This is a genomic window from Streptomyces laurentii (genome assembly GCF_040635425.1).
GTDB lineage: Bacteria > Actinomycetota > Actinomycetes > Streptomycetales > Streptomycetaceae > Streptomyces > Streptomyces laurentii.
In genome coordinates this window covers 38,006-55,803 of the sequence record NZ_JBEYHT010000019.1, presented here as the reverse complement: position 1 = coordinate 55,803, position 17,798 = coordinate 38,006, and the positions used below count along the sequence as shown (strand labels likewise).

Annotated in this window: 14 protein-coding genes and 2 tRNA genes; 3 read left to right on the top strand and 13 right to left on the bottom strand. The window is 70.8% G+C overall.

Translation table 11 applies throughout. The features are described from left to right. The first annotated feature begins 143 nt into the window (after positions 1-143). Positions 144-878 (top strand): DUF5324 family protein, encoded by a 735-nt coding sequence (locus ABZ693_RS14870; protein WP_359876458.1) that lies wholly within the window; start codon positions 144-146, stop codon positions 876-878. 432 nt (positions 879-1,310) lie between these two features. Here the strand turns inward: ABZ693_RS14870 and ABZ693_RS14865 are convergent, their stop codons facing one another. The 6 genes from ABZ693_RS14865 to ABZ693_RS14840 all read right to left on the bottom strand — a co-directional run bounded on the left by ABZ693_RS14865 (position 1,311) and on the right by ABZ693_RS14840 (position 7,029). Continuing rightward, positions 1,311-1,808 carry a DUF6344 domain-containing protein gene (locus ABZ693_RS14865; RefSeq protein ID WP_359876456.1) on the bottom strand — a complete coding sequence of 166 codons (498 nt, stop codon included), beginning with the start codon at positions 1,806-1,808 and terminating at the stop codon, positions 1,311-1,313. A gap of 145 nt (positions 1,809-1,953) precedes the next feature. Then, positions 1,954-2,580, bottom strand: coding sequence for a PspA-associated protein PspAB (gene pspAB, locus ABZ693_RS14860; RefSeq protein ID WP_359876454.1), 627 nt, complete (start codon positions 2,578-2,580; stop codon positions 1,954-1,956). 77 nt (positions 2,581-2,657) lie between these two features. Beyond that, positions 2,658-3,587, bottom strand: a complete 930-nt coding sequence (gene htpX, locus ABZ693_RS14855; protein WP_359876452.1) for a zinc metalloprotease HtpX — start codon at positions 3,585-3,587, stop codon at positions 2,658-2,660. Between the two features lie 174 nt (positions 3,588-3,761). Next, positions 3,762-4,541, bottom strand: coding sequence for an alpha/beta fold hydrolase (locus tag ABZ693_RS14850; RefSeq protein ID WP_359876450.1), 780 nt, complete (start codon positions 4,539-4,541; stop codon positions 3,762-3,764). Between the two features lie 139 nt (positions 4,542-4,680). Beyond that, complete coding sequence (locus ABZ693_RS14845; RefSeq protein ID WP_435842425.1) at positions 4,681-6,378, bottom strand: penicillin-binding transpeptidase domain-containing protein; 1,698 nt, start codon at positions 6,376-6,378, stop codon at positions 4,681-4,683. A 578-nt stretch (positions 6,379-6,956) separates the two neighbouring features. Beyond that, positions 6,957-7,029: transfer RNA gene (locus ABZ693_RS14840), tRNA-Ala, on the bottom strand. 132 nt (positions 7,030-7,161) lie between these two features. Between ABZ693_RS14840 and ABZ693_RS14835 the strand changes: the two genes are divergently transcribed. Both ABZ693_RS14835 and ABZ693_RS14830 read left to right on the top strand, forming a co-directional pair. Beyond that, complete coding sequence (locus ABZ693_RS14835) at positions 7,162-7,713, top strand: helix-turn-helix domain-containing protein (RefSeq protein ID WP_359876446.1); 552 nt, start codon at positions 7,162-7,164, stop codon at positions 7,711-7,713. 109 nt (positions 7,714-7,822) lie between these two features. Beyond that, positions 7,823-9,109: a serine/threonine-protein kinase gene (locus ABZ693_RS14830; protein ID WP_359876444.1), complete on the top strand. Its 1,287-nt coding sequence runs from the start codon at positions 7,823-7,825 to the stop codon at positions 9,107-9,109. A 76-nt stretch (positions 9,110-9,185) separates the two neighbouring features. Here ABZ693_RS14830 and ABZ693_RS14825 read toward each other — a convergent pair whose 3' ends face one another. The 7 genes from ABZ693_RS14825 to ABZ693_RS14795 all read right to left on the bottom strand — a co-directional run bounded on the left by ABZ693_RS14825 (position 9,186) and on the right by ABZ693_RS14795 (position 17,631). Continuing rightward, complete coding sequence (locus ABZ693_RS14825) at positions 9,186-10,505, bottom strand: hypothetical protein (RefSeq protein ID WP_359876442.1); 1,320 nt, start codon at positions 10,503-10,505, stop codon at positions 9,186-9,188. 222 nt (positions 10,506-10,727) lie between these two features. After that, positions 10,728-10,862, bottom strand: coding sequence for a DLW-39 family protein (locus ABZ693_RS14820; protein WP_003958712.1), 135 nt, complete (start codon positions 10,860-10,862; stop codon positions 10,728-10,730). A 114-nt stretch (positions 10,863-10,976) separates the two neighbouring features. Next, positions 10,977-11,050, bottom strand: a tRNA-Ile gene (locus ABZ693_RS14815). A 122-nt stretch (positions 11,051-11,172) separates the two neighbouring features. Next, positions 11,173-11,787: a DUF3566 domain-containing protein gene (locus ABZ693_RS14810; RefSeq protein ID WP_359876440.1), complete on the bottom strand. Its 615-nt coding sequence runs from the start codon at positions 11,785-11,787 to the stop codon at positions 11,173-11,175. Between the two features lie 96 nt (positions 11,788-11,883). Beyond that, the gene (gene gyrA / locus ABZ693_RS14805) at positions 11,884-14,520 is read right to left on the bottom strand and encodes a DNA gyrase subunit A (protein ID WP_359876438.1); all 2,637 of its coding nucleotides are present in this window, start codon (positions 14,518-14,520) and stop codon (positions 11,884-11,886) included. 41 nt (positions 14,521-14,561) lie between these two features. Beyond that, positions 14,562-16,592 (bottom strand): DNA topoisomerase (ATP-hydrolyzing) subunit B, encoded by a 2,031-nt coding sequence (gyrB, locus tag ABZ693_RS14800; protein WP_359876437.1) that lies wholly within the window; start codon positions 16,590-16,592, stop codon positions 14,562-14,564. A gap of 502 nt (positions 16,593-17,094) precedes the next feature. Continuing rightward, the gene (locus ABZ693_RS14795; protein WP_359876435.1) at positions 17,095-17,631 is read right to left on the bottom strand and encodes a DciA family protein; all 537 of its coding nucleotides are present in this window, start codon (positions 17,629-17,631) and stop codon (positions 17,095-17,097) included. Between the last annotated feature and the right edge of the window lie 167 nt (positions 17,632-17,798).

Here is a 17,798-nt window from a genome sequence, read left to right as displayed (position 1 = left end):
ACCACCGGTCGGCATCCTCGCATGCCCGCATGCCCCGGATGCCCGCCCCGCATGCCGGAGCGCGGACGGACAGGCATGATTCCGAAAAGGATGGAAAGGTGAAAAACCGACATCGCCACCGAGGATGATCGAGGAGGGATCCCGTGACCCGCATGGACAGCGTGCGCGCCGCGAAAGATTCGGCGAAGGAGAGCGTCCTGCACGCCGCGGACGTGGTGGCGCCATACGCGTACACGGCCAGGGACCAGGCCGTCCACTACGCGCAGTGCACTGCGCGGGGGGCGCGCACCAAGGTCGCGCCGAAAGTCTCATGGGCCGCGTCGCAGGCCCGTACTCAGGCACGTCAGCAGTACGACGCCTTGGTCGCACCGCATGTACCGCCGCGGGTCGACGAGGCCGCGCAGCGTGCGCTGGTCATGACCCGCAAGGCCGCCCGTCAGACGGCCGACTACACCGTGCCGCGTGTCGAGCACGCGGTCGCCGCGACCGGTCCGGTCCTGGAGGAGGCCGGGTCGCGTTCGACTGCCGCCCTGGCCGCGCTGCGCGGACAGGTGACGCCGAAGGACATCGAGAAGATCGTGCGGAGGAACGAGCGCCGGGCCTGTACCGGGCGCGCCGCCAAGCGCTTGCTGATCTTCGGACTGCTGGTCGGCGGCATCTTCGCCGCCTGGAAGTGCTGGGACAAGCAGGCCAATCCCGACTGGCTGGTCGAGCCGCCCGCACCCACCGACGTGGACGAGAGGACCGCGATGTCGTCCGTCGACGACGAGGGGTCGCCCCTCGATCCGGAGCTGGAGGCCAAGGAAGCGGAAGCCGAGGCCAAGGCGGAGGCCGACGCGGAGACGGAGTCCGGGGAAGGCGACGACCGGCGCCGCTGAACCACGGGACGTGATGCCGAAGCCATGGGCCGTGGGTCGTACGGGGTGCCGCGAGGTAGTGCGGTTCCTTCATGGGCGCTGATCCGCGAGCCGGAACTCGTCGGCCGGGACTCGCCGTAAGCCGGAGGGCACGGGCCGAGAGGCATATGCCGTACTGACTGTGCGAGTGGGCCGGATGAGCCGAAGCCCGTCAGCCGAAGGGGTGAAGCGAGAGAGGGACACGAGCCGGGAGGCACAAGCCTGCCGGGCTGCCGGGTCTGGGGACCACTGATCTGGGGACCGCTGGCCTCAGGACCGCCGGGTCTGCCGCCGGGTCTGCCACCGGGTCTCTGAAGACGAGGTCTCCGGAGCGATGGGCCTGTGGACCGTCGGCCCGCCGATGCGGGCGGCCGGCGTGGGGCGCGCATGCGGAATCGATCTCCGCCACGCGCCCTACGCGGCCGCCGTGGCCTTCGCCGACTTCGCGGTCCGCGGCGCGAGGGCCGGGCTCGTCTCGTCCGTCTGGTCGGTCAGGTGGGCCAGATCGGTGCTGACCGGGGCGTGGGCGTCGGCCCGCAGCTGGCGGACGGAGGGCGAGGAGCCGTGGGCCTCGGCGCGGATGCGCTGCTTGAGGGTCGGCGGCAGGGCGTGACTCCGGCCCGAGTACGTGGTGCCGGAGTACGCGGGGTGAACCGTGCGCTGCGCCGGTACGCGTACGGAGGCGTGCGCGGGCTCGCCGGCGAATCCGGGTGCGGCCCGGTGTGGGGACGCGGCGGCCGACGCGGGCGCTCCGGAACGGGCGCCGACGGCGGTGGGCGTGCCGGCCGCGGTGTCGCCGGGGACGGCCGGCTTCTCGCCGCGCGCGGTGGCGGGCGTCGCGAGGCCGAGGGAGGCGAAGAGGGCGAAGAGGACGGAGACGAAGGTGGTCCAGAACTGCTTGGCAGCGGCCATGACCCCTCACTTTCGGGACGTTCTCGGATGGTTCATTCCGAATTGCGTGTTTTTCGTACGTCCCTCATCATGAGGACGCGCAGCCGGAATGCCCGGAGCGACGCCGTTGCCGCGCAGTTCTTCCGATGAACACCACCCGACCGGCTCAGTACCGGTCCGCCTCGCCGAGCCCCGGGGCACCCCACACCGGGAACCAGCGCTCCAGATCCGGCTCCATCGCGAGATCCCCCGCCAGCAGGCCCCTGACCTGCAACTCCAGGGTGCTGTCGCGGGACTCCGTACCGTCGGAACGGGGCGCGAAGGGGTAGAAGGTGCCGCGCTTGTAGAGGTAGACGAGGGCCAGGTCGTGGCCGCGCGGGGCGGACCCGCCCTCCGTACCCTCCGCCCGGAACACGGTCAGGGAGCAGAGCAGCTGCGGCCCGAACCCGGCCTCCTCCAGCAGGCTGTTGACCCCGTGCAGGTCGTTGACGAGCGTGATCAGGTCGTCGGCGGGACGGCGGGCGGCGAGCCAGGTGTAGCCGTACGCGTCCTGGCTGAACGCGACCGGCGCCGCCCCCAGCCGCTCGTCCACGTCGAGCAGCTCCCGTACGTCCTCCTTCAGCCGGGTGAACGCCCCGCCCTCCACCCCCGCGAAGCAGACCGACCCGGCCCCGGTCGGGATGTAGCCGGTGCCCGCCTCCAGGGTGAGCGCGGCGGCCGGGAGCGCGAACAGCCGGTCGAGGTCGGGCCGGACCGGCTTGCTGCGTCCGAAGATGGTGTCGAGGATTCCCATGAGCCCTGCTTTCGCGTCTCGGGTCGCACGTCCCGTGTTCTCGCGCCTGACACCCGACTCGTCGGCGCCTTCGTGGCTCACGCCTCGCCGAGCCGCGCCGAGATCCGGGCGAGCTGGTCGAGCCGCTGTTCCAGGGTGGGGTGGGTGGCCAGCAGCCGGCCCAGGCTCTCCTTCGAGGAGAAGGCGGGCACGAACCAGAAGGCGTTGTACGGCTCCGCCTTGCGCAGGTCCTGGGTCGGGATCCGGGCCATCTCGCCGGACACCTTGGTGAGCGCGGAGGCGAGCGCCGACGGCCGGCCGGTGAGCAGCGCGGCGGCCCGGTCGGCGGCCAGCTCGCGGTAGCGCGAGAGGACCCGGGTCAGCAGGAAGCTGAGCACGTAGACGGCACCGCTGACCACGGGGACGATGATCATCACGGCGGCGGTGCCGGGGTCACGGCCGCGGCCGAGACCGCTGTAGAGCGCGACGCGGGTCATCATCCCGGCGAGCACGCCGAGGAACGAGGCGATCGTCATCACCGCGACGTCGCGGTGCGCCACGTGCGACATCTCGTGCGCGAGGACGCCTTCCAGTTCCTCCGGTTCGAGCCGGCGCAGCAGGCCGGTGGTGACGCAGACCAGCGCCGTCTTCTCGCCCCGTCCGGTGGCGAAGGCGTTGGGCACGTCACTGTCGGCGATCGCCACCTTCGGCTTCGGCATGTCGGCGAGCGCGCAGATGCGGTCCACGGTGCCGTGCAGATCGGGTGCCTGCTCCCGGGTGACCTCCCGGGCGCCCATGCCCAGGGCGGCGATCTTGTCGCTGAACCAGAACTGCGCGATGAAGAGCCCGCCCGCGATCACCAGGATCAGCGGCCAGGAACCGCGCAGCAGCACCATCAGGACGCCGACGAAGACCACGTACAGCAGCCCGATCAGGAACATCGTCGTCGCCATCCGGGTCGAGAGCCCCCGGTCCGGGGCGTAGCGCGACCGCGCCCCGCGTCCGGTCGTCCCAGGCGTCCTGGCCATCGCGAGCACCCTCTTCCGAGCCCTGCCCCCTCCTGCCAGTGTGCGCCCGCGCCGCCCCGTGCGCGACCACCCTCGGATCCCATTGTTTCCGCAGGTCAGAGGGAGGTTTACGACCAGGAACCGCACTGTCCGGGCGTGATGAGGCCCTGTTCGTAGGCGGCGATGACGCCGGCGCTACGGCCGGCCCTCGGCCGCGAGGGCGGCGGCGGTGGCCTCCACGAAGGCCTGGGGGTTGTCGAGCATGATGTTGTGGCCGCAGTCCGGGATCGGGACCACCGCGACGCCGGCCTCGGCGAGCGCGTCGGCCCCCGGGAGGGGACCGTCGGCCTCCGGCAGGAGGAAGGTGCGCGGGATCTTCAGGTCCAGCAGCAGCTCGCGCATGGTGGGCACGGTCCCCTCGACGAGGCGTGTCGCGCTGCGGTGGAGGGCCTCCCGGCCGGCGAGGCGCATGGTGGACCACCAGTGGGCGCCGGCCCGGTCGCGTACCTCCTCCCAGCCGCCGTCCAGGAACTCCCGCTCGGTGTACGCGGCGATGCCGCTGCTGCCGCCGCTCCCGGGCACGCGGGGGAGCGGGTCGAGGTTGGCGTCGACCAGGACCAGCCGGGACACCAGACGCGGGTGCCGGGCGGCCAGGACGATCGCCACGGAGCCGCCCATGCTGTGCGCGATCAGTTCGGCGCCGGAGACGTCCGCGGCGACGAGGGCCGCGGCGAGGGCGTCGGCGTGCTCCTCCAGGCTGTAGCCGAAGCCGGTCGGCCGGTCGCTGAGCCCGTGGCCGAGCAGGTCGATCAGCAGGGAGCGGTGTCCGGCCAGCAGCGGGTGGACCGCGACCTCCGTGAAGTAGGCGGGCGAGGTCGCGCCCAGGCCGTGCACGAACACTCGTGACGGCTCCCGCCCCGGCAGTTCCACCCAGCGGATCCGGTCGCCGTCGGCTGTCACGGTGGCGGTACGCACGGTTCGTTCCCCTGTCGTCGGAATCGGTACGCAGGAGGGTAACCACGCGTCCCACCCGGCCCGCGCGGCGGACGGCGGCGACGTCCGCCGGCGCTCGCCCCGCACGGGCCGGGCGGTCACCGCGGAGTACGTCCGGATGTCACCTCGTCAGGTTCTCCAGGAACGTGGCCGCGATGGGTCCGGCGTCCCGGCCGCCGGAACCGCCGTCCTCCAGGAGGACCGACCAGGCGAGGTTCCGGTCCCCCTGGTAGCCGATCATCCACGCGTGCGTACGGGGCGGGGTCTCGGAGCCGAACTCGGCCGTGCCGGTCTTGGCGTGCGGTTCGCCGGACAGGCCGCGCAGCGCCTTGCCCGCGCCCTGGGTGACCGTCGCGCGCATCATGTCCCGCAGCGAGTCGACGACTCCGGCGTCCAGCGTGGCGGACGCCTCGTACCGCTTCTTCACGGCGTCCGGAATGAGGACCGGCTGCTTGAAGGAGCCCGACTTCACCGTGGCCGCGATGGAGGCCATGACGAGCGGGGACGCCTGCACGCGCGCCTGTCCGATGGTGCCGGCGGCCTTGTCGTTGTCGCTGTTCGACACCGGGACGCTGCCGTCGTAGGTGAGGGTGCCGACGTCCCAGGTGCCGCCGATGCCGAAGGCCGCGGCGGTGTCGTGGAGGCCGGACGAGGGCAGCTTGGAACGGGAGTTGACGAAGAAGGTGTTGCAGGAGTGGGCGAAGCTGTCCCGGAAGGTGGAGCCCGACGGCAGCACGAACTGGTCCTGGTTCTCGAACCGTTGGCCGTTGACCTCGGCGAACTTGGGGCAGTCCGCGCGGTCGGACGGCTTCATCCCCTGCTGGAGCAGGGCGGCGGCCGTCACCACCTTGAAGGTGGAGCCGGGCGGATAGCGGCCCTCCAGGGCGCGGTTCATGCCGCCGGGCATGTTCGCGGCCGCGAGGATGTGGCCGGTCTCGGGGTCGATGGCGACAATGGCCGCGTTCTTCTTCACGCCCTCCAAGGCGGCTGCCGCGGCCTCCTGGACCTCGGGGTCGATGGTCGTACGGACCGGGGTGCCCTTTCCCTTGCCGGCGCTGGTCAGGTTCTTGACCACCTCACCGGTCTCGCGCGCCACCACCACGACCGACTTGGCCTGCCCCCCGCCGCCCGCGAGCTGCTTGTCGTACCGCGCCTGGAGACCCGAGACACCCTTGCCGGTCTTGGGGTCGACGACCCCGACGAGGGATCCGGCCCGCAGCTCCTCGCCGTTGGCGTCCAGGACGGCGGCCCGCTCACGGGACTTGAGGGCGAGCGTCTGTCCCGGAACCATGGCCGGGTGGACCATCTGCGTGGTGAACTCCACCTGCCACTTCGCGCCGGGCTGACCTTTTCCGGAAGCCCCCGCGCCCCCGGCACCCTTGCCCTCCACCACATTCGCCTGGGAGGTCCAGGAGTAGTCACCCGCCCCCGGAATGGCCATTTTCACGGTAAACGGAATCGTGACTCCCTGCCCCGCTTTCCGTTCTCCCCGGCCCGCCTCGATCTGCGTGCGGGACGGTTTCAGATTGGTCATCACGGATTTGATCAAGGACTCGGCGTTGTCGGGGGTATCCGTCAGCCCGGCGGCCCGCTTGGCGTCGCCGGTCTCCCAGGCGTCGAGAAAGGCGGTCAGCGCGGCCGTCGCCTCCGCCACCCGGGGGTCGTCCGTGCCTTCCCCGTCGTCCGAAAGAGTCGTGTATCCCCAGTAACCGGCGCCGCCCAGCACGGCGAGCGCCACGACGGTCGCGGTGATCGCAGGACCACGGGAACGCCGGCGGCGGGAGGGCGATAAATCGCCTGGATCGCGAGAGAGTGTCATGGCTTCGAGGTTAGACAGCTTCCGCGCCCCTGCCCTGTTTCACGTGCCGATCAGGACATTGGTTCCCGCGGGAAAAAGGACGCACGGACAAACTCGGCAAACCCGCCCGAGGGGCTTACGGAAAGACGGCCGCGCAAACAGAACCCTTACTTTGAAAGCCGCTTCGACGCTCTTACGCCGTGGCATATGCGCGTCGGCAAACTGGCCGAGAAGCGAGGCAGGCAGACGGAAAAGCTTCTCCGCGTACCGATCCTTCCGGCCAGGACCGGCCGGGAACCGACCGGGTCGACGCCCGCGCCGCCCCCCCTCGGCACCCCGGCCGACCGCGCCCCGCCGCCCCTTCGGCGACAGAAAGCCGACGTGCATGAATATGCGGATCTTCCGAAAGTAATGCACTCTGGGGCCGGAGGCGGCCCCGCCGGCCGTCACCCGTCGCCCGCCCGGGCGGGCGGGCGGGCGGAAGGCGTCGCGGCCACCGGCCGAAGCGGGCGCGCGCCCGCCCTCGCCGCACCCCGCGCCCGCCAACGAAAAATGCCCTCTGAAACCGCGTTTCCGCAGGTCAGAGGGCATTTCGGGAGTGGAGCCTAGGGGAGTCGAACCCCTGACATCTGCCATGCAAAGACAGCGCTCTACCAACTGAGCTAAGGCCCCGGAACGAGACCAGAGTACCGGGTCACCCCCCGTATCCCGCAAAAGGATTGGGACTCCCCGGAAACGACCACGCTCCGTAAGATGCTGACCGGGGTTCGCAGTGGCGAACCCAAGGGATGGGGAGAAACAGTCATGGACACAGCGCAGCAGGAAGCCACGGCAAGAGCCCGCGAGCTTCAGCGCAGTTGGTACGGGGAGCCGCTCGGCGCGCTGTTCCGCCGGCTGATCGACGACCTCGGGCTGAACCAGGCCCGGCTCGCCGCCGTGCTCGGTCTCTCGGCGCCCATGCTGTCCCAGCTGATGAGCGGCCAGCGGGCCAAGATCGGCAACCCGGCCGTGGTCCAGCGGGTCCAGGCGCTCCAGGAGCTGGCCGGGCAGGTCGCGGACGGCAGCGTGAGCGCCGCCGAGGCGGCGGACCGGATGGACCAGATCAAGAAGTCGCAGGGCGGCTCCGTGCTGACCTCGGGCAACGGCCAGTCCACCGGGACGAGCGGGGCGCCGACCGTGCGCCGCGTGGTCCGCGAGATCCAGTCCCTGCTGCGCTCCGTGGCCGCGGCCGGCGACATCCTCGACGCCGCCGACTCGCTCGCGCCCGCGCACCCCGAGCTGGCAGAGTTCCTCCGGGTGTACGGCGCCGGGCGCACCGCGGACGCGGTCGCCCACTACGAGGCGCACCAGAACTGACGCGCCGGGTCGGACGGGGGCTAGGGCTAGGTCGGACCGAGCCGCGTCGGACCGGGCCGGAGCGGGTCACGCGAGGCAGTCGAGACGTACGGGGAGCGGGCGCAGCGCGATGGGTGAGGTCTTCGCGGGTCGGTACGAGCTGATCGACCCGATCGGCCGCGGCGGGGTCGGCGCGGTCTGGCGTGCCTGGGATCACCGGCGCCGCCGTTACGTGGCGGCGAAGGTGCTCCAGCAGAGCGACGCCCACACCCTGCTGCGCTTCGTGCGCGAGCAGGCGCTGCGCATCGACCATCCGCACGTGCTGGCCCCGGCCAGCTGGGCCGCGGACGACGACAAGGTCCTGTTCACCATGGACCTGGTGGCGGGCGGATCGCTGTCGCATGTGATCGGGGACTACGGCGCGCTGCCGCCCCGCTTCGTGTGCGTCCTGCTCGACCAGCTGCTGTCCGGGCTCGCCACGGTGCACGCGGAGGGGGTCGTGCACCGCGACATCAAACCGGCGAACATCCTGATGGAGGTCACCGGCACCGGGCGGCCGCATCTGCGGCTGTCGGACTTCGGCATCTCCATGCGCAAGGGCGAACCGCGGCTCACCGAGACCAACTACGTGGTGGGGACGCCCGGTTACTTCGCGCCCGAGCAGCTGCTCGGCGCCGAGCCGGACTTCACGGCCGACCTGTTCGCGGTCGGCCTGGTCGGGCTCTATCTGCTGCAGGGCCGCCGGCCCGACTCCGACGCGCTCGTCCGGCACTTCCTCGCCCACGGCACGCCGAGCGCCCCGCAGGGCATCGCGGAGCCGCTGTGGCAGGTGCTGGCGGGGCTGCTCCAGCCCGATCCGCAGACCCGGTTCCGTACGGCCACGGGGGCGCGCAAGGCGCTGACCGCGGCGGTCGAACTGCTGCCCGAACCGGGGCCCGGCGGCGAGGAGCCGGTCGAGATCTTCGATCAGATCGGCCCGCTGCCGGCCGGCTTCGGCCCGAATGGCCCCGAGGCGCCCACGCCCGCACCGGATCCGGAACCGCAGCCGCAGGCGCCCCTGCCCGGGCCGTCCGAGACGGGCAGCTTCCATCTGCCGCCGCCCCCGCCCCGTACGCCCGTCTCGCAGGCTCCGGCGGCCACTCCCGCGCCGGTGGCTCCGACGGTGCCCACGGCGCCCCTGACGCCCGCTGCGGGCCCGCCGGCGCCCGCGTACGCCCCCGTGCCCCAGCCCGCGCCCGCGTACGCCGGTCCCTACGGCCCGCCCACACCGGCCACCCCGCCCGCACCCACCGTGCCGACCACCCCGGCACCCGTCCCGGCCCGCCGACCCGGCCCTCCGGCCAAGGTCGCGGTCCCGGTCCTCGTCACCGCCCTCGTGTGCTTCGCCGTGGGCATCTGGGCCCTCATCCAGGCATAGTCCACACGCGTGCGGCCGTCCCACCCATTCCGGCCGGCCGCACGCGGGGACCAGGGCCTGTCCTCGGGGTCGGGCCCTATGCCCTTCCGGCCGCCGACCTCCGGGCCGGCAACCACCACACCCCGAGCCCGAGCACCAGCACCGTCCCGGTGCCGATCCCCGCCAGACCGACGATCCGCAGGGTGTCGCCGCGCTGCTGCGCGGGCACGCTCAGCCCGTTCTCCGCCGCGTCGCGGTCGTCCCCGGTCACCGCGAACGGCCCGGCGTCGCCCTGGTACGCGGGCCCGGCCTCGGCCTTGCCTCGTACGGTCACCCGCAGCGTCAGCGGCAGCGCCCCGTCCCCGTACACCTCCGCCAGCTCGGGGCTCAGCGTGGCCGACAGGTAGTACCAGCCGGCGAACCGCATCGCGCTGGTCTCGCGGTTCGCGGCGAACCGGTTCTCGTAGGCGACCGGCCGCTGCGGGCCGAGCTCCATGCTCGCCGGGCCGCCGGAGTAGCCGAGGCTCTGGCTGTCGGTGACGTGCCCGTACGCCGGGTTCTCCAGGGAGAGCGCGAGCGCGCCGCCGACGTACGTGTCCGCGGCCGGGCTGCTGCCCAGTTCGGCGCCGACGAAGAGCTGCTGTCCCCAGTCGACCGGTATCCGGTAGAAAACCGTCTGGCCGGGCCGGAGGTCCGTCCGCCACTCGCCCTCGCCCAGCGAAACCGCCTCGTGCAGGCCCGCGCCGCCGTCGCGCGGCCGAGGGCCTCCCGCGGGCGGCTGGGGGGTGCCGGAGGCCCAGTTCTCCGGCAGCTTCGTCGGGCCGACCGGCTTCACTCCCGGCTCGGTGCGGAACCGGATCTCCAGCTCCCAGTCGCCCGGGTCGGAGTCCTCCTTCGACGTGCGCTCGACGAGGACGTAGTACGCGCCCGCCTTCCGGCACGTACTCGAACCGGGCTCCAGGGTGCGATCGGCATAGGCCGCGATCGGCCGCCCGTACTTTCCGGAGCCGAAGTCCTCGTCCTGGTACCCGCACTGCGTCCCGGAGCCGTCCCGCATGCTCACCTTGACGCCGTCGGCGAAGGTGGCCGCGGTGCCCGCCTTGGGCACGGCGACGACCGAGGCATAGGCGTTCTGCTGCGCGTCCAGGTCGACGCGGTAGTAGAGCTTGCCGTCCTTCTTGAGGGTGTCGCGGTACGTCCGGCCGGCCTGCAGCCGCTCCGCGTCCAGGGTGGAGACGGCCCCCTTCACCCGCGCCGCGTCGGCCTCGAACGCGTATCCCTTCGCGTCCGTGTCCGCGCCGGCGGTGCCGGCACCGCCGGCCGCCCACGCCCCGCCCGGCAGCGCGAGGGCCGCGCACACCGCCGCGCCGAGCACTCCCGCCGTACGACCGCGGCCGCCACCCCGTCGCCTGTCCACACGCTTCCCCTCCCCGTGTCCGTGCCCGAGACCCTACAGATGCGCGAAGACGTGCCAGGTGTTCGCTCCGGTGAAGGAGGTGCCGGAAGGACGGGAGAGACAGGAGAGACGAGGGAGATGTGAGGTGCGGGAGAGACGGAGGAGACCAGAGTGCCCCCGGAAACAGACTGAGGCCCCGACCGCTCTCGCGGCCGGGGCCTCACTCACAGACGATTCTTCGTCTCACACACCCGAACCTGCGGGCACGGAGTCGGTCGCCTCCGTCCACAGATCCTGCTCGGCGCGATCCGCCTGGATCTGGCGGTACACGAGGAGCCCGCCGATGGCGGCCAGTGCGACCAGGAGAAGCTTCTTCACCGCGCGACCTCGTCCTTCGTTGGCGTAGGGAATTCTGACGCCCACTCTACACACCGGTCATCGTGGACAAAGCAATCGGCCCGGGCGGGTGAACCGTCCGGGCCGATCTGTCTGTGGGGCTAACAGGATTTGAACCTGTGGCCTCATCCTTATCAGGGATGCGCTCTAACCAACTGAGCTATAGCCCCGCCGCGCTTTGCGGTGTGTGTCCCGCGCGCTGACTCCTGAAGATTAGCGCACGTGGGGGCCAGTCCCAAAATCCGTTCCCGGCACCGGCCCGCACACCCCGCCGTCCCGCGTCGGCCGCGGACTACTCGTCCTCGGCCAGCGTCAGCTCGACACCGCCGACGAAGCCCGCCGACAGGTTGTAGATGAACGCGCCCAGCGTCGCGAGGGCCGTCATCAGGACGACGTCGATCACCGCGATCACCGAGGTGAACATCAGCACCCGCGGCAGCGACAGGAAGGACTGCAGGTCGAAGCCGTTGGACTCGTTGGAACCGGTGGCCTCGCTGATCGTGCCGCCGACGGTCGAGAAGACGCCCATGGCGTCCATGACCATCCACAGCACCGCCGCCGCGACCACCGTGCACACGCCGAGCGCGATGGAGAGCAGGAAGCTGACCTTCATCACCGACCACGGATCGGCCTTGGCGACCCGCAGGCGCGCCTTGCGGGTACGCGGCGTGGTGCGCGCCCCCGTACGCGGCTTGCGCGCCGCGGCGGCCCCGTTCTGGCCGCCCATGGTGCCGCCCCCGCCCGCCGGCCGGCCGGCGGTGGCCCCGCCGGCCGTGCCACCCTGGCCGCCGGCGCCGTACGCCTGCGGCGGGTGGTACGGGCCCTGCTGCTGCGCACCGGCGCGCTCGCCGGGCAGCGGCCCGTTGTACGTCTCGTACGAGGGCTGCTGCCCCCGAGTGTCCGTCACCGTAACCCCCTGGGAGTCCGTGGCGGAGCCACGGGCACCGTTTGATCCTGCGGACCGTCCGTCGACCGGACCGGTGCCCGTGGCTCCACTCACGCTCTACTCCTCGTGCTCCCCGGCCGGGGCCTGGGTGCCCTCGGCCGCCTCGGCCCCACCGGCCGACTCGGATGCTTCCTCGACACTGCCCTCGACGACCTCGCCGTCGATGGCGTCGTCGTCGTCCTCGCCACCCGCCTCGGCGTTGCGGGCGATGCCGACGACGGCATCACGCTTGCCCAGGTTGATCAGCTGGACGCCCATGGTGTCACGGCCGGTCTCCCTGACTTCGTTGACTCGCGTACGAATCACACCGCCGGACAGCGTGATGGCGAGGATCTCGTCCGTCTCCTCGACCACCAGCGCGCCCACCAGAGAACCGCGGTCCTCCACGATCTTGGCGGCCTTGATGCCGAGGCCGCCACGCCCCTGGACGCGGTACTCGTCGACCCCGGTGCGCTTGGCGTAGCCACCGTCGGTCGCGGTGAAGACGAAAGTACCCGGCCGGACGACATTCATCGAGAGAAGCTCGTCGTCCTCGCGGAAACTCATCCCCTTGACGCCGGACGTCGCTCGTCCCATCGGACGCAGCGAGTCGTCCGTGGCGGTGAAGCGGATCGACTGCGCCTTCTTACTGATGAGCAGCAGATCGTCGGTCGCCGACACCAGCTCGGCGCCGATCAGCTCGTCGGCAGTGCCTTCGGCGCCGTTGTCGCGCTCCCGCAGGTTGATCGCGATGACACCGCCGGACCGCGGCGAGTCGTAGTCCTTCAGCGCGGTCTTCTTCACCAGACCGGCCTTGGTCGCGAGGACCAGGTACGGCGCGGCCTCGTAGTCGCGGATCGCGAGGATCTGGGCGATCTGCTCGTCCGGCTGGAAGGCCAGCAGGTTGGCCACGTGCTGGCCGCGGGCGTCCCGGCCGGCGTCCGGCAGCTCGTACGCCTTGGCCCGGTAGACCCGGCCCTTGTTGGTGAAGAACAGCAGCCAGTTGTGGGTGGTGGTGACGAAGAAGTGGTCGACGATGTCGTCCTGCTTCAGCTTCGTGCCGCGCACGCCCTTGCCGCCGCGCTTCTGCGAGCGGTAGTCCTCGGTCTTCGTCCGCTTCACATAGCCGCCACGCGTGATGGTGACGACGATGTCCTCCTCGGCGATCAGGTCCTCGATGGACATGTCGCCGTCGAAGGGCACCAGCTGGCTGCGGCGGTCGTCGCCGAACTTCTCGACCAGCGCCGCCAGCTCCTCGCTGACGATCGCCCGCTGCTTCTCGGGCGACGCGAGGATCGCGTTGTACTCGTTGATCTTCGCCTGCAGCTCGTCGTGCTCGGCGACGATCTTCTGGCGCTCCAGGGCGGCGAGCCGGCGCAGCTGCATCTCGAGGATGGCGTTGGCCTGGATCTCGTCGATCTGGAGGAGGTCCATCAGGCCGCCGCGGGCCACCTCGACCGTGTCGCTGCGCCGGATGAGCGCGATGACCTCGTCGATCGCGTCGAGGGCCTTGAGCAGACCGCGCAGGATGTGGGCGCGCTCCTCGGCCTTGCGCAGCCGGAAGCGGGTCCGGCGCACGATGACCTCGATCTGGTGCGTCACCCAGTGGCGGATGAACGCGTCGAGGGAGAGGGTGCGCGGCACGCCGTCGACGAGCGCCAGCATGTTGGCGCCGAAGTTCGTCTGCAGGTCGGTGTGCTTGTACAGGTTGTTGAGGACGACCTTGGCGACGGCGTCCCGCTTGAGCACGATGACCAGGCGCTGGCCGGTCCGGGACGAGGTCTCGTCGCGGACGTCGGCGATGCCGCCGATCTTGCCGTCCTTCACCAGGTCGGCGATCTTCTGCGCGAGGTTGTCCGGGTTGACCTGGTAGGGCAGCTCGGTGACCACCAGGCACTGGCGGTTCTGGATCTCCTCGACCTCGACGACCGCGCGCATCGTGATGGAGCCGCGACCGGTGCGGTACGCCTCCTCGATGCCCTTGCGGCCGACGACGAGCGCGCCGGTCGGGAAGTCCGGGCCCTTGATGCGCTCGATGAGCGCGTCGAGCAGCTCCTCGTGACCGGCCTCGGGGTTCTCCAGGTACCACTGGGCGCCGGCGGCGACCTCGCGCAGGTTGTGCGGCGGGATGTTGGTCGCCATGCCGACCGCGATACCGGCGGAGCCGTTGATCAGCAGGTTCGGGAAGCGGGCCGGCAGGACGGTCGGCTCCTGCGAACGGCCGTCGTAGTTGTCCGTGAAGTCGACGGTGTCCTCGTCGATGTCGCGGACCATCTCCATCGACAGCGGCGCCAGCTTGCACTCGGTGTAGCGCATGGCGGCGGCCGGGTCGTTGCCCGGGGAGCCGAAGTTGCCGTTGGAGTCGACGAGCGGCAGTCGCATCGACCAGGGCTGGGCGAGGCGGACCAGGGCGTCGTAGATCGAGGAGTCGCCGTGCGGGTGGTAGTTGCCCATGACGTCGCCGACGACGCGGGCGCACTTGTAGAAGCCCTTCTCGGGCCGGTAGCCGCCGTCGTACATCGCGTACAGGACACGGCGGTGCACCGGCTTGAGGCCGTCACGGACGTCGGGCAGCGCGCGGGACACGATGACGGACATCGCGTAGTCGAGGTACGAGCGCTGCATCTCGGTCTCGAGCCCGACCGGCTCGATCCGCAGCTGCGGCTCTTCTTCCTCGGGGGTCTCGGTGTTCACAGGAGTGTTTTCGTCGGCCATTGCTGGTCGTCAGTCCTTTCGTACGGTCAGCTGAGACCGACTCAGATGTCGAGGAAGCGAACGTCCTTGGCGTTGCGCTGGATGAACGAGCGCCGCGCCTCGACGTCCTCGCCCATCAGCACCGAGAACAGGTCGTCGGCCTGCGCCGCGTCGTCCAGGGTGACCTGGCCGAGCACGCGGTGATCGACGTCCATGGTGGTGACGCGCAGCTCCTCGGCGTTCATCTCGCCGAGACCCTTGAAGCGCTGGATCGAGTCCTCGCGGATCCGCTTCCCGTTCTGCTTGCCCAGCTCGACGAGCGCGTCGCGCTCGCGGTCCGAGTACGCGTACTCGAAGTCGTCCCGGCCCCACTTGATCTTGTAGAGCGGCGGGCGGGACAGGTAGACGTGACCGGCCTCGACCAGCGGGCGCATGAAGCGGAAGAGGAAGGTCAGCAGCAGGGTGTTGATGTGCTGGCCGTCGACGTCGGCGTCCGCCATCAGGATGATCTTGTGATAGCGGAGCTTCTCGATGTCGAAGTCCTCGTGGACACCGGTGCCGAAGGCGGAGATCAGCGCCTGGACCTCGGTGTTCTGCAGGATCTTGTCGATCCGGGCCTTCTCGACGTTCAGGATCTTGCCACGGATCGGCAGGATGGCCTGGTACATCGGGTTGCGGCCGGACTTCGCCGAACCACCGGCGGAGTCACCCTCGACGATGAAGATCTCGCACTTGGTCGGGTCGTTCGACTGGCAGTCGGACAGCTTGCCCGGCAGCGACGCCGACTCCAGGAGACCCTTGCGGCGGGTGAGGTCGCGGGCCTTGCGGGCGGCCACGCGCGCGGTGGCGGCGGTGATGCCCTTGCGGATGATGTCCGCGGCCTCGTTGGGGTTGCGGTCGAACCAGTCCGTGAGGTGCTCGAAGACGACCTTCTGGACGAAGGTCTTCGCCTCGGTGTTGCCGAGCTTGGTCTTGGTCTGGCCCTCGAACTGCGGCTCGCCGAGCTTGATCGAGATGATCGCGGTCAGACCCTCGCGGATGTCGTCACCCGTGAGGTTGTCGTCCTTCTCGCGGAGCAGCTTCTTCTCGCGCGCGTACTTGTTGACGAGCGTCGTCAGCGCGGCGCGGAAGCCTTCCTCGTGCGTACCGCCCTCGTGGGTGTGGATCGTGTTCGCGAACGAGTACACGCCCTCGCTGTACGAGGAGTTCCACTGCATCGCGATCTCGACCGAGAGCATGCGCTCCTTGTCCTCGGCCTCGATGTCGATGACGGTCGGGTGGATCAGCTCGCCCTTGCGCGAGTTGAGGTACTTCACGAAGTCGACGATGCCGCCCTCGTAGTGGTACTTCACCGTGCGCGCGGTCGGCTCGGCGGCCGCCTCGGCGTCCGGGTCGTCGGCGCCGACGGTCGCCTTCGCGGACTCGCGCTCGTCGGTCAGCGTCAGGGTGAGGCCCTTGTTGAGGAAGGCCATCTCCTGGAAGCGGCGGGCGAGCGTCTCGAAGGAGTACTCGACGGTCTCGAAGATGTCCGGGTCGGACCAGAAGGTGACCGACGTGCCGGTCTCCTCGGTCGCCTCGTGCCGCGCCAGCGGAGCGGTCGGCGCACCGGCCTTGTACTCCTGGGTCCAGCGGTAGCCGTCGGTCTTCACCTCGACGGCGACCTTCGTGGACAGCGCGTTCACGACGGAGACGCCGACGCCGTGCAGACCGCCGGAGACCGCGTAGCCGCCGCCGCCGAACTTGCCGCCCGCGTGCAGCACGGTCAGGACGACCTCGACGGCCGGCTTGCCCTCGGACGGGACGATGCCCACCGGGATGCCGCGGCCGTTGTCGACGACCCGCACACCGCCGTCGGGGAGGACCGTCACGTGGATGGTGTCGGCGTAACCGGCCATGGCTTCGTCGACCGAGTTGTCGACGACCTCCTGCACCATGTGGTGCAGACCGCGCTCACCGGTCGAGCCGATGTACATGCCAGGGCGCTTGCGCACCGCATCCAGGCCTTCGAGGACCTGGATGTTGCTGGCGGTGTACTGGTTGTTCTCGTTGGGATTGCCGGAATCGGCCACGAAGCGCCCTTTCTGGCACAGCACAGGCCGTTCTCCGGGCATACGGGAGCGGCTGCGTCGTTCGACATGTTCCGCAGGGTGGCGGGATTGTCTCCCAGTCTACCGGTACCACCGACACTCATGGGGGTTTGCCGGTCCCTGAATGCTCATGTGCCGCCCTGAGCGGGCTTAAGACGACTCCCCATATCAGGGGAGGGGCCTCAGGGGCCTTAGACGGCCACCTAGCGCTTCCGGTCGTAGCGCGTAGTGGCGACCGGCGGCAGGGGCGGGGATTTGGGGGCTTTTCCGCCGCAACGGGAGGCGGGCGACGAGCCGGGCGGCACACCGACGAGCGCGGGTCGACGCAGGTGGGCGGGGGTATGGCCGAGATAAGGGAGCGATCCGGCAGGCCGGGACGGCGACCGCGGGCCGAGGAAGGGCCGCGGCGGCGCGCGGGAACGATTCGTGAAGGTGATGTGAAAGGTGCGTACGGGGGCGGGGCATGAGGGTACGAGGCCGGGCTCGAACGGGCCTCGTACCGCCGGACCTACCCGTAGGTGTCCCCCGGGCCGACACTCCCCGGCGCCCGCAACGGCCCGTATCCGCGGCGCGGTCCGCCCGGCCCCAGGACCTTGATCATCCGTACGGTGCCGTGGCCCAGGTCCTCGTTGAGCCGGGCCACCAGCCGCGGCGCCAGCAGGCGCAGCTGCGTCGCCCACGCCGTGGAGTCGCACTGCACGGTGAGCACCCGCTGATCCGCTTCCTCGTCGTACTTCAGCGGGACGCAGTGCTTCGCCAGGTCCTCGCCCACGATCTGCGGCCAGCGCCCCATGACCCCGCCGACCGCCGCCGGCGTCTCCCAGCCGCGCTCGGTGATCAGCCGGTTGATCGCGGCACCGAGCGCCATCGGGTCCCGCCCGTCCGCGCGGGCGCCGGACCGCAGTCCGCCGCCGCGCCGGGCCTGCTTCTTCTGCGCCGCGGCGGCACCCCGGGCCCGGGCCTGCTCCTTGGCGGCGCGCAGCGCGACCCGCGCGAGATCCACTCCGGACGGCTCGGGGGTCCCGGCGGCCGCCGACTTGTCCACAGGCTGTGGGGAAGTTTCGCCCTTCACGACCGCTCCGGCCTCTCCGCCGGCTCCACGACATCCACGGGCTGCGCGGGGCGCACGGGATCTGCGGGAGTCACGTGATCTACGGGTCGTCCGTGATCTACGGGTCGTACGGGGTCCACGAGCTCCGCCGACCGCGCGGG

Excerpts from the sequence above, each read along its gene's own strand:
- ABZ693_RS14865 (WP_359876456.1), bottom strand. The coding sequence starts at position 1,808 with ATGGCCGCTGCCAAGCAGTTCTGGACCACCTTCGTCTCCGTCCTCTTC.
- ABZ693_RS14830 (WP_359876444.1), top strand. The coding sequence starts at position 7,823 with ATGGGTGAGGTCTTCGCGGGTCGGTACGAGCTGATCGACCCGATCGGC.
- pspAB (WP_359876454.1), bottom strand. The coding sequence starts at position 2,580 with ATGGGAATCCTCGACACCATCTTCGGACGCAGCAAGCCGGTCCGGCCC.
- ABZ693_RS14835 (WP_359876446.1), top strand. The coding sequence starts at position 7,162 with ATGGACACAGCGCAGCAGGAAGCCACGGCAAGAGCCCGCGAGCTTCAG.
- ABZ693_RS14845 (WP_435842425.1), bottom strand. The coding sequence starts at position 6,378 with ATGACACTCTCTCGCGATCCAGGCGATTTATCGCCCTCCCGCCGCCGG.
- htpX (WP_359876452.1), bottom strand. The coding sequence starts at position 3,587 with ATGGCCAGGACGCCTGGGACGACCGGACGCGGGGCGCGGTCGCGCTAC.
- gyrA (WP_359876438.1), bottom strand. The coding sequence starts at position 14,520 with ATGGCCGACGAAAACACTCCTGTGAACACCGAGACCCCCGAGGAAGAA.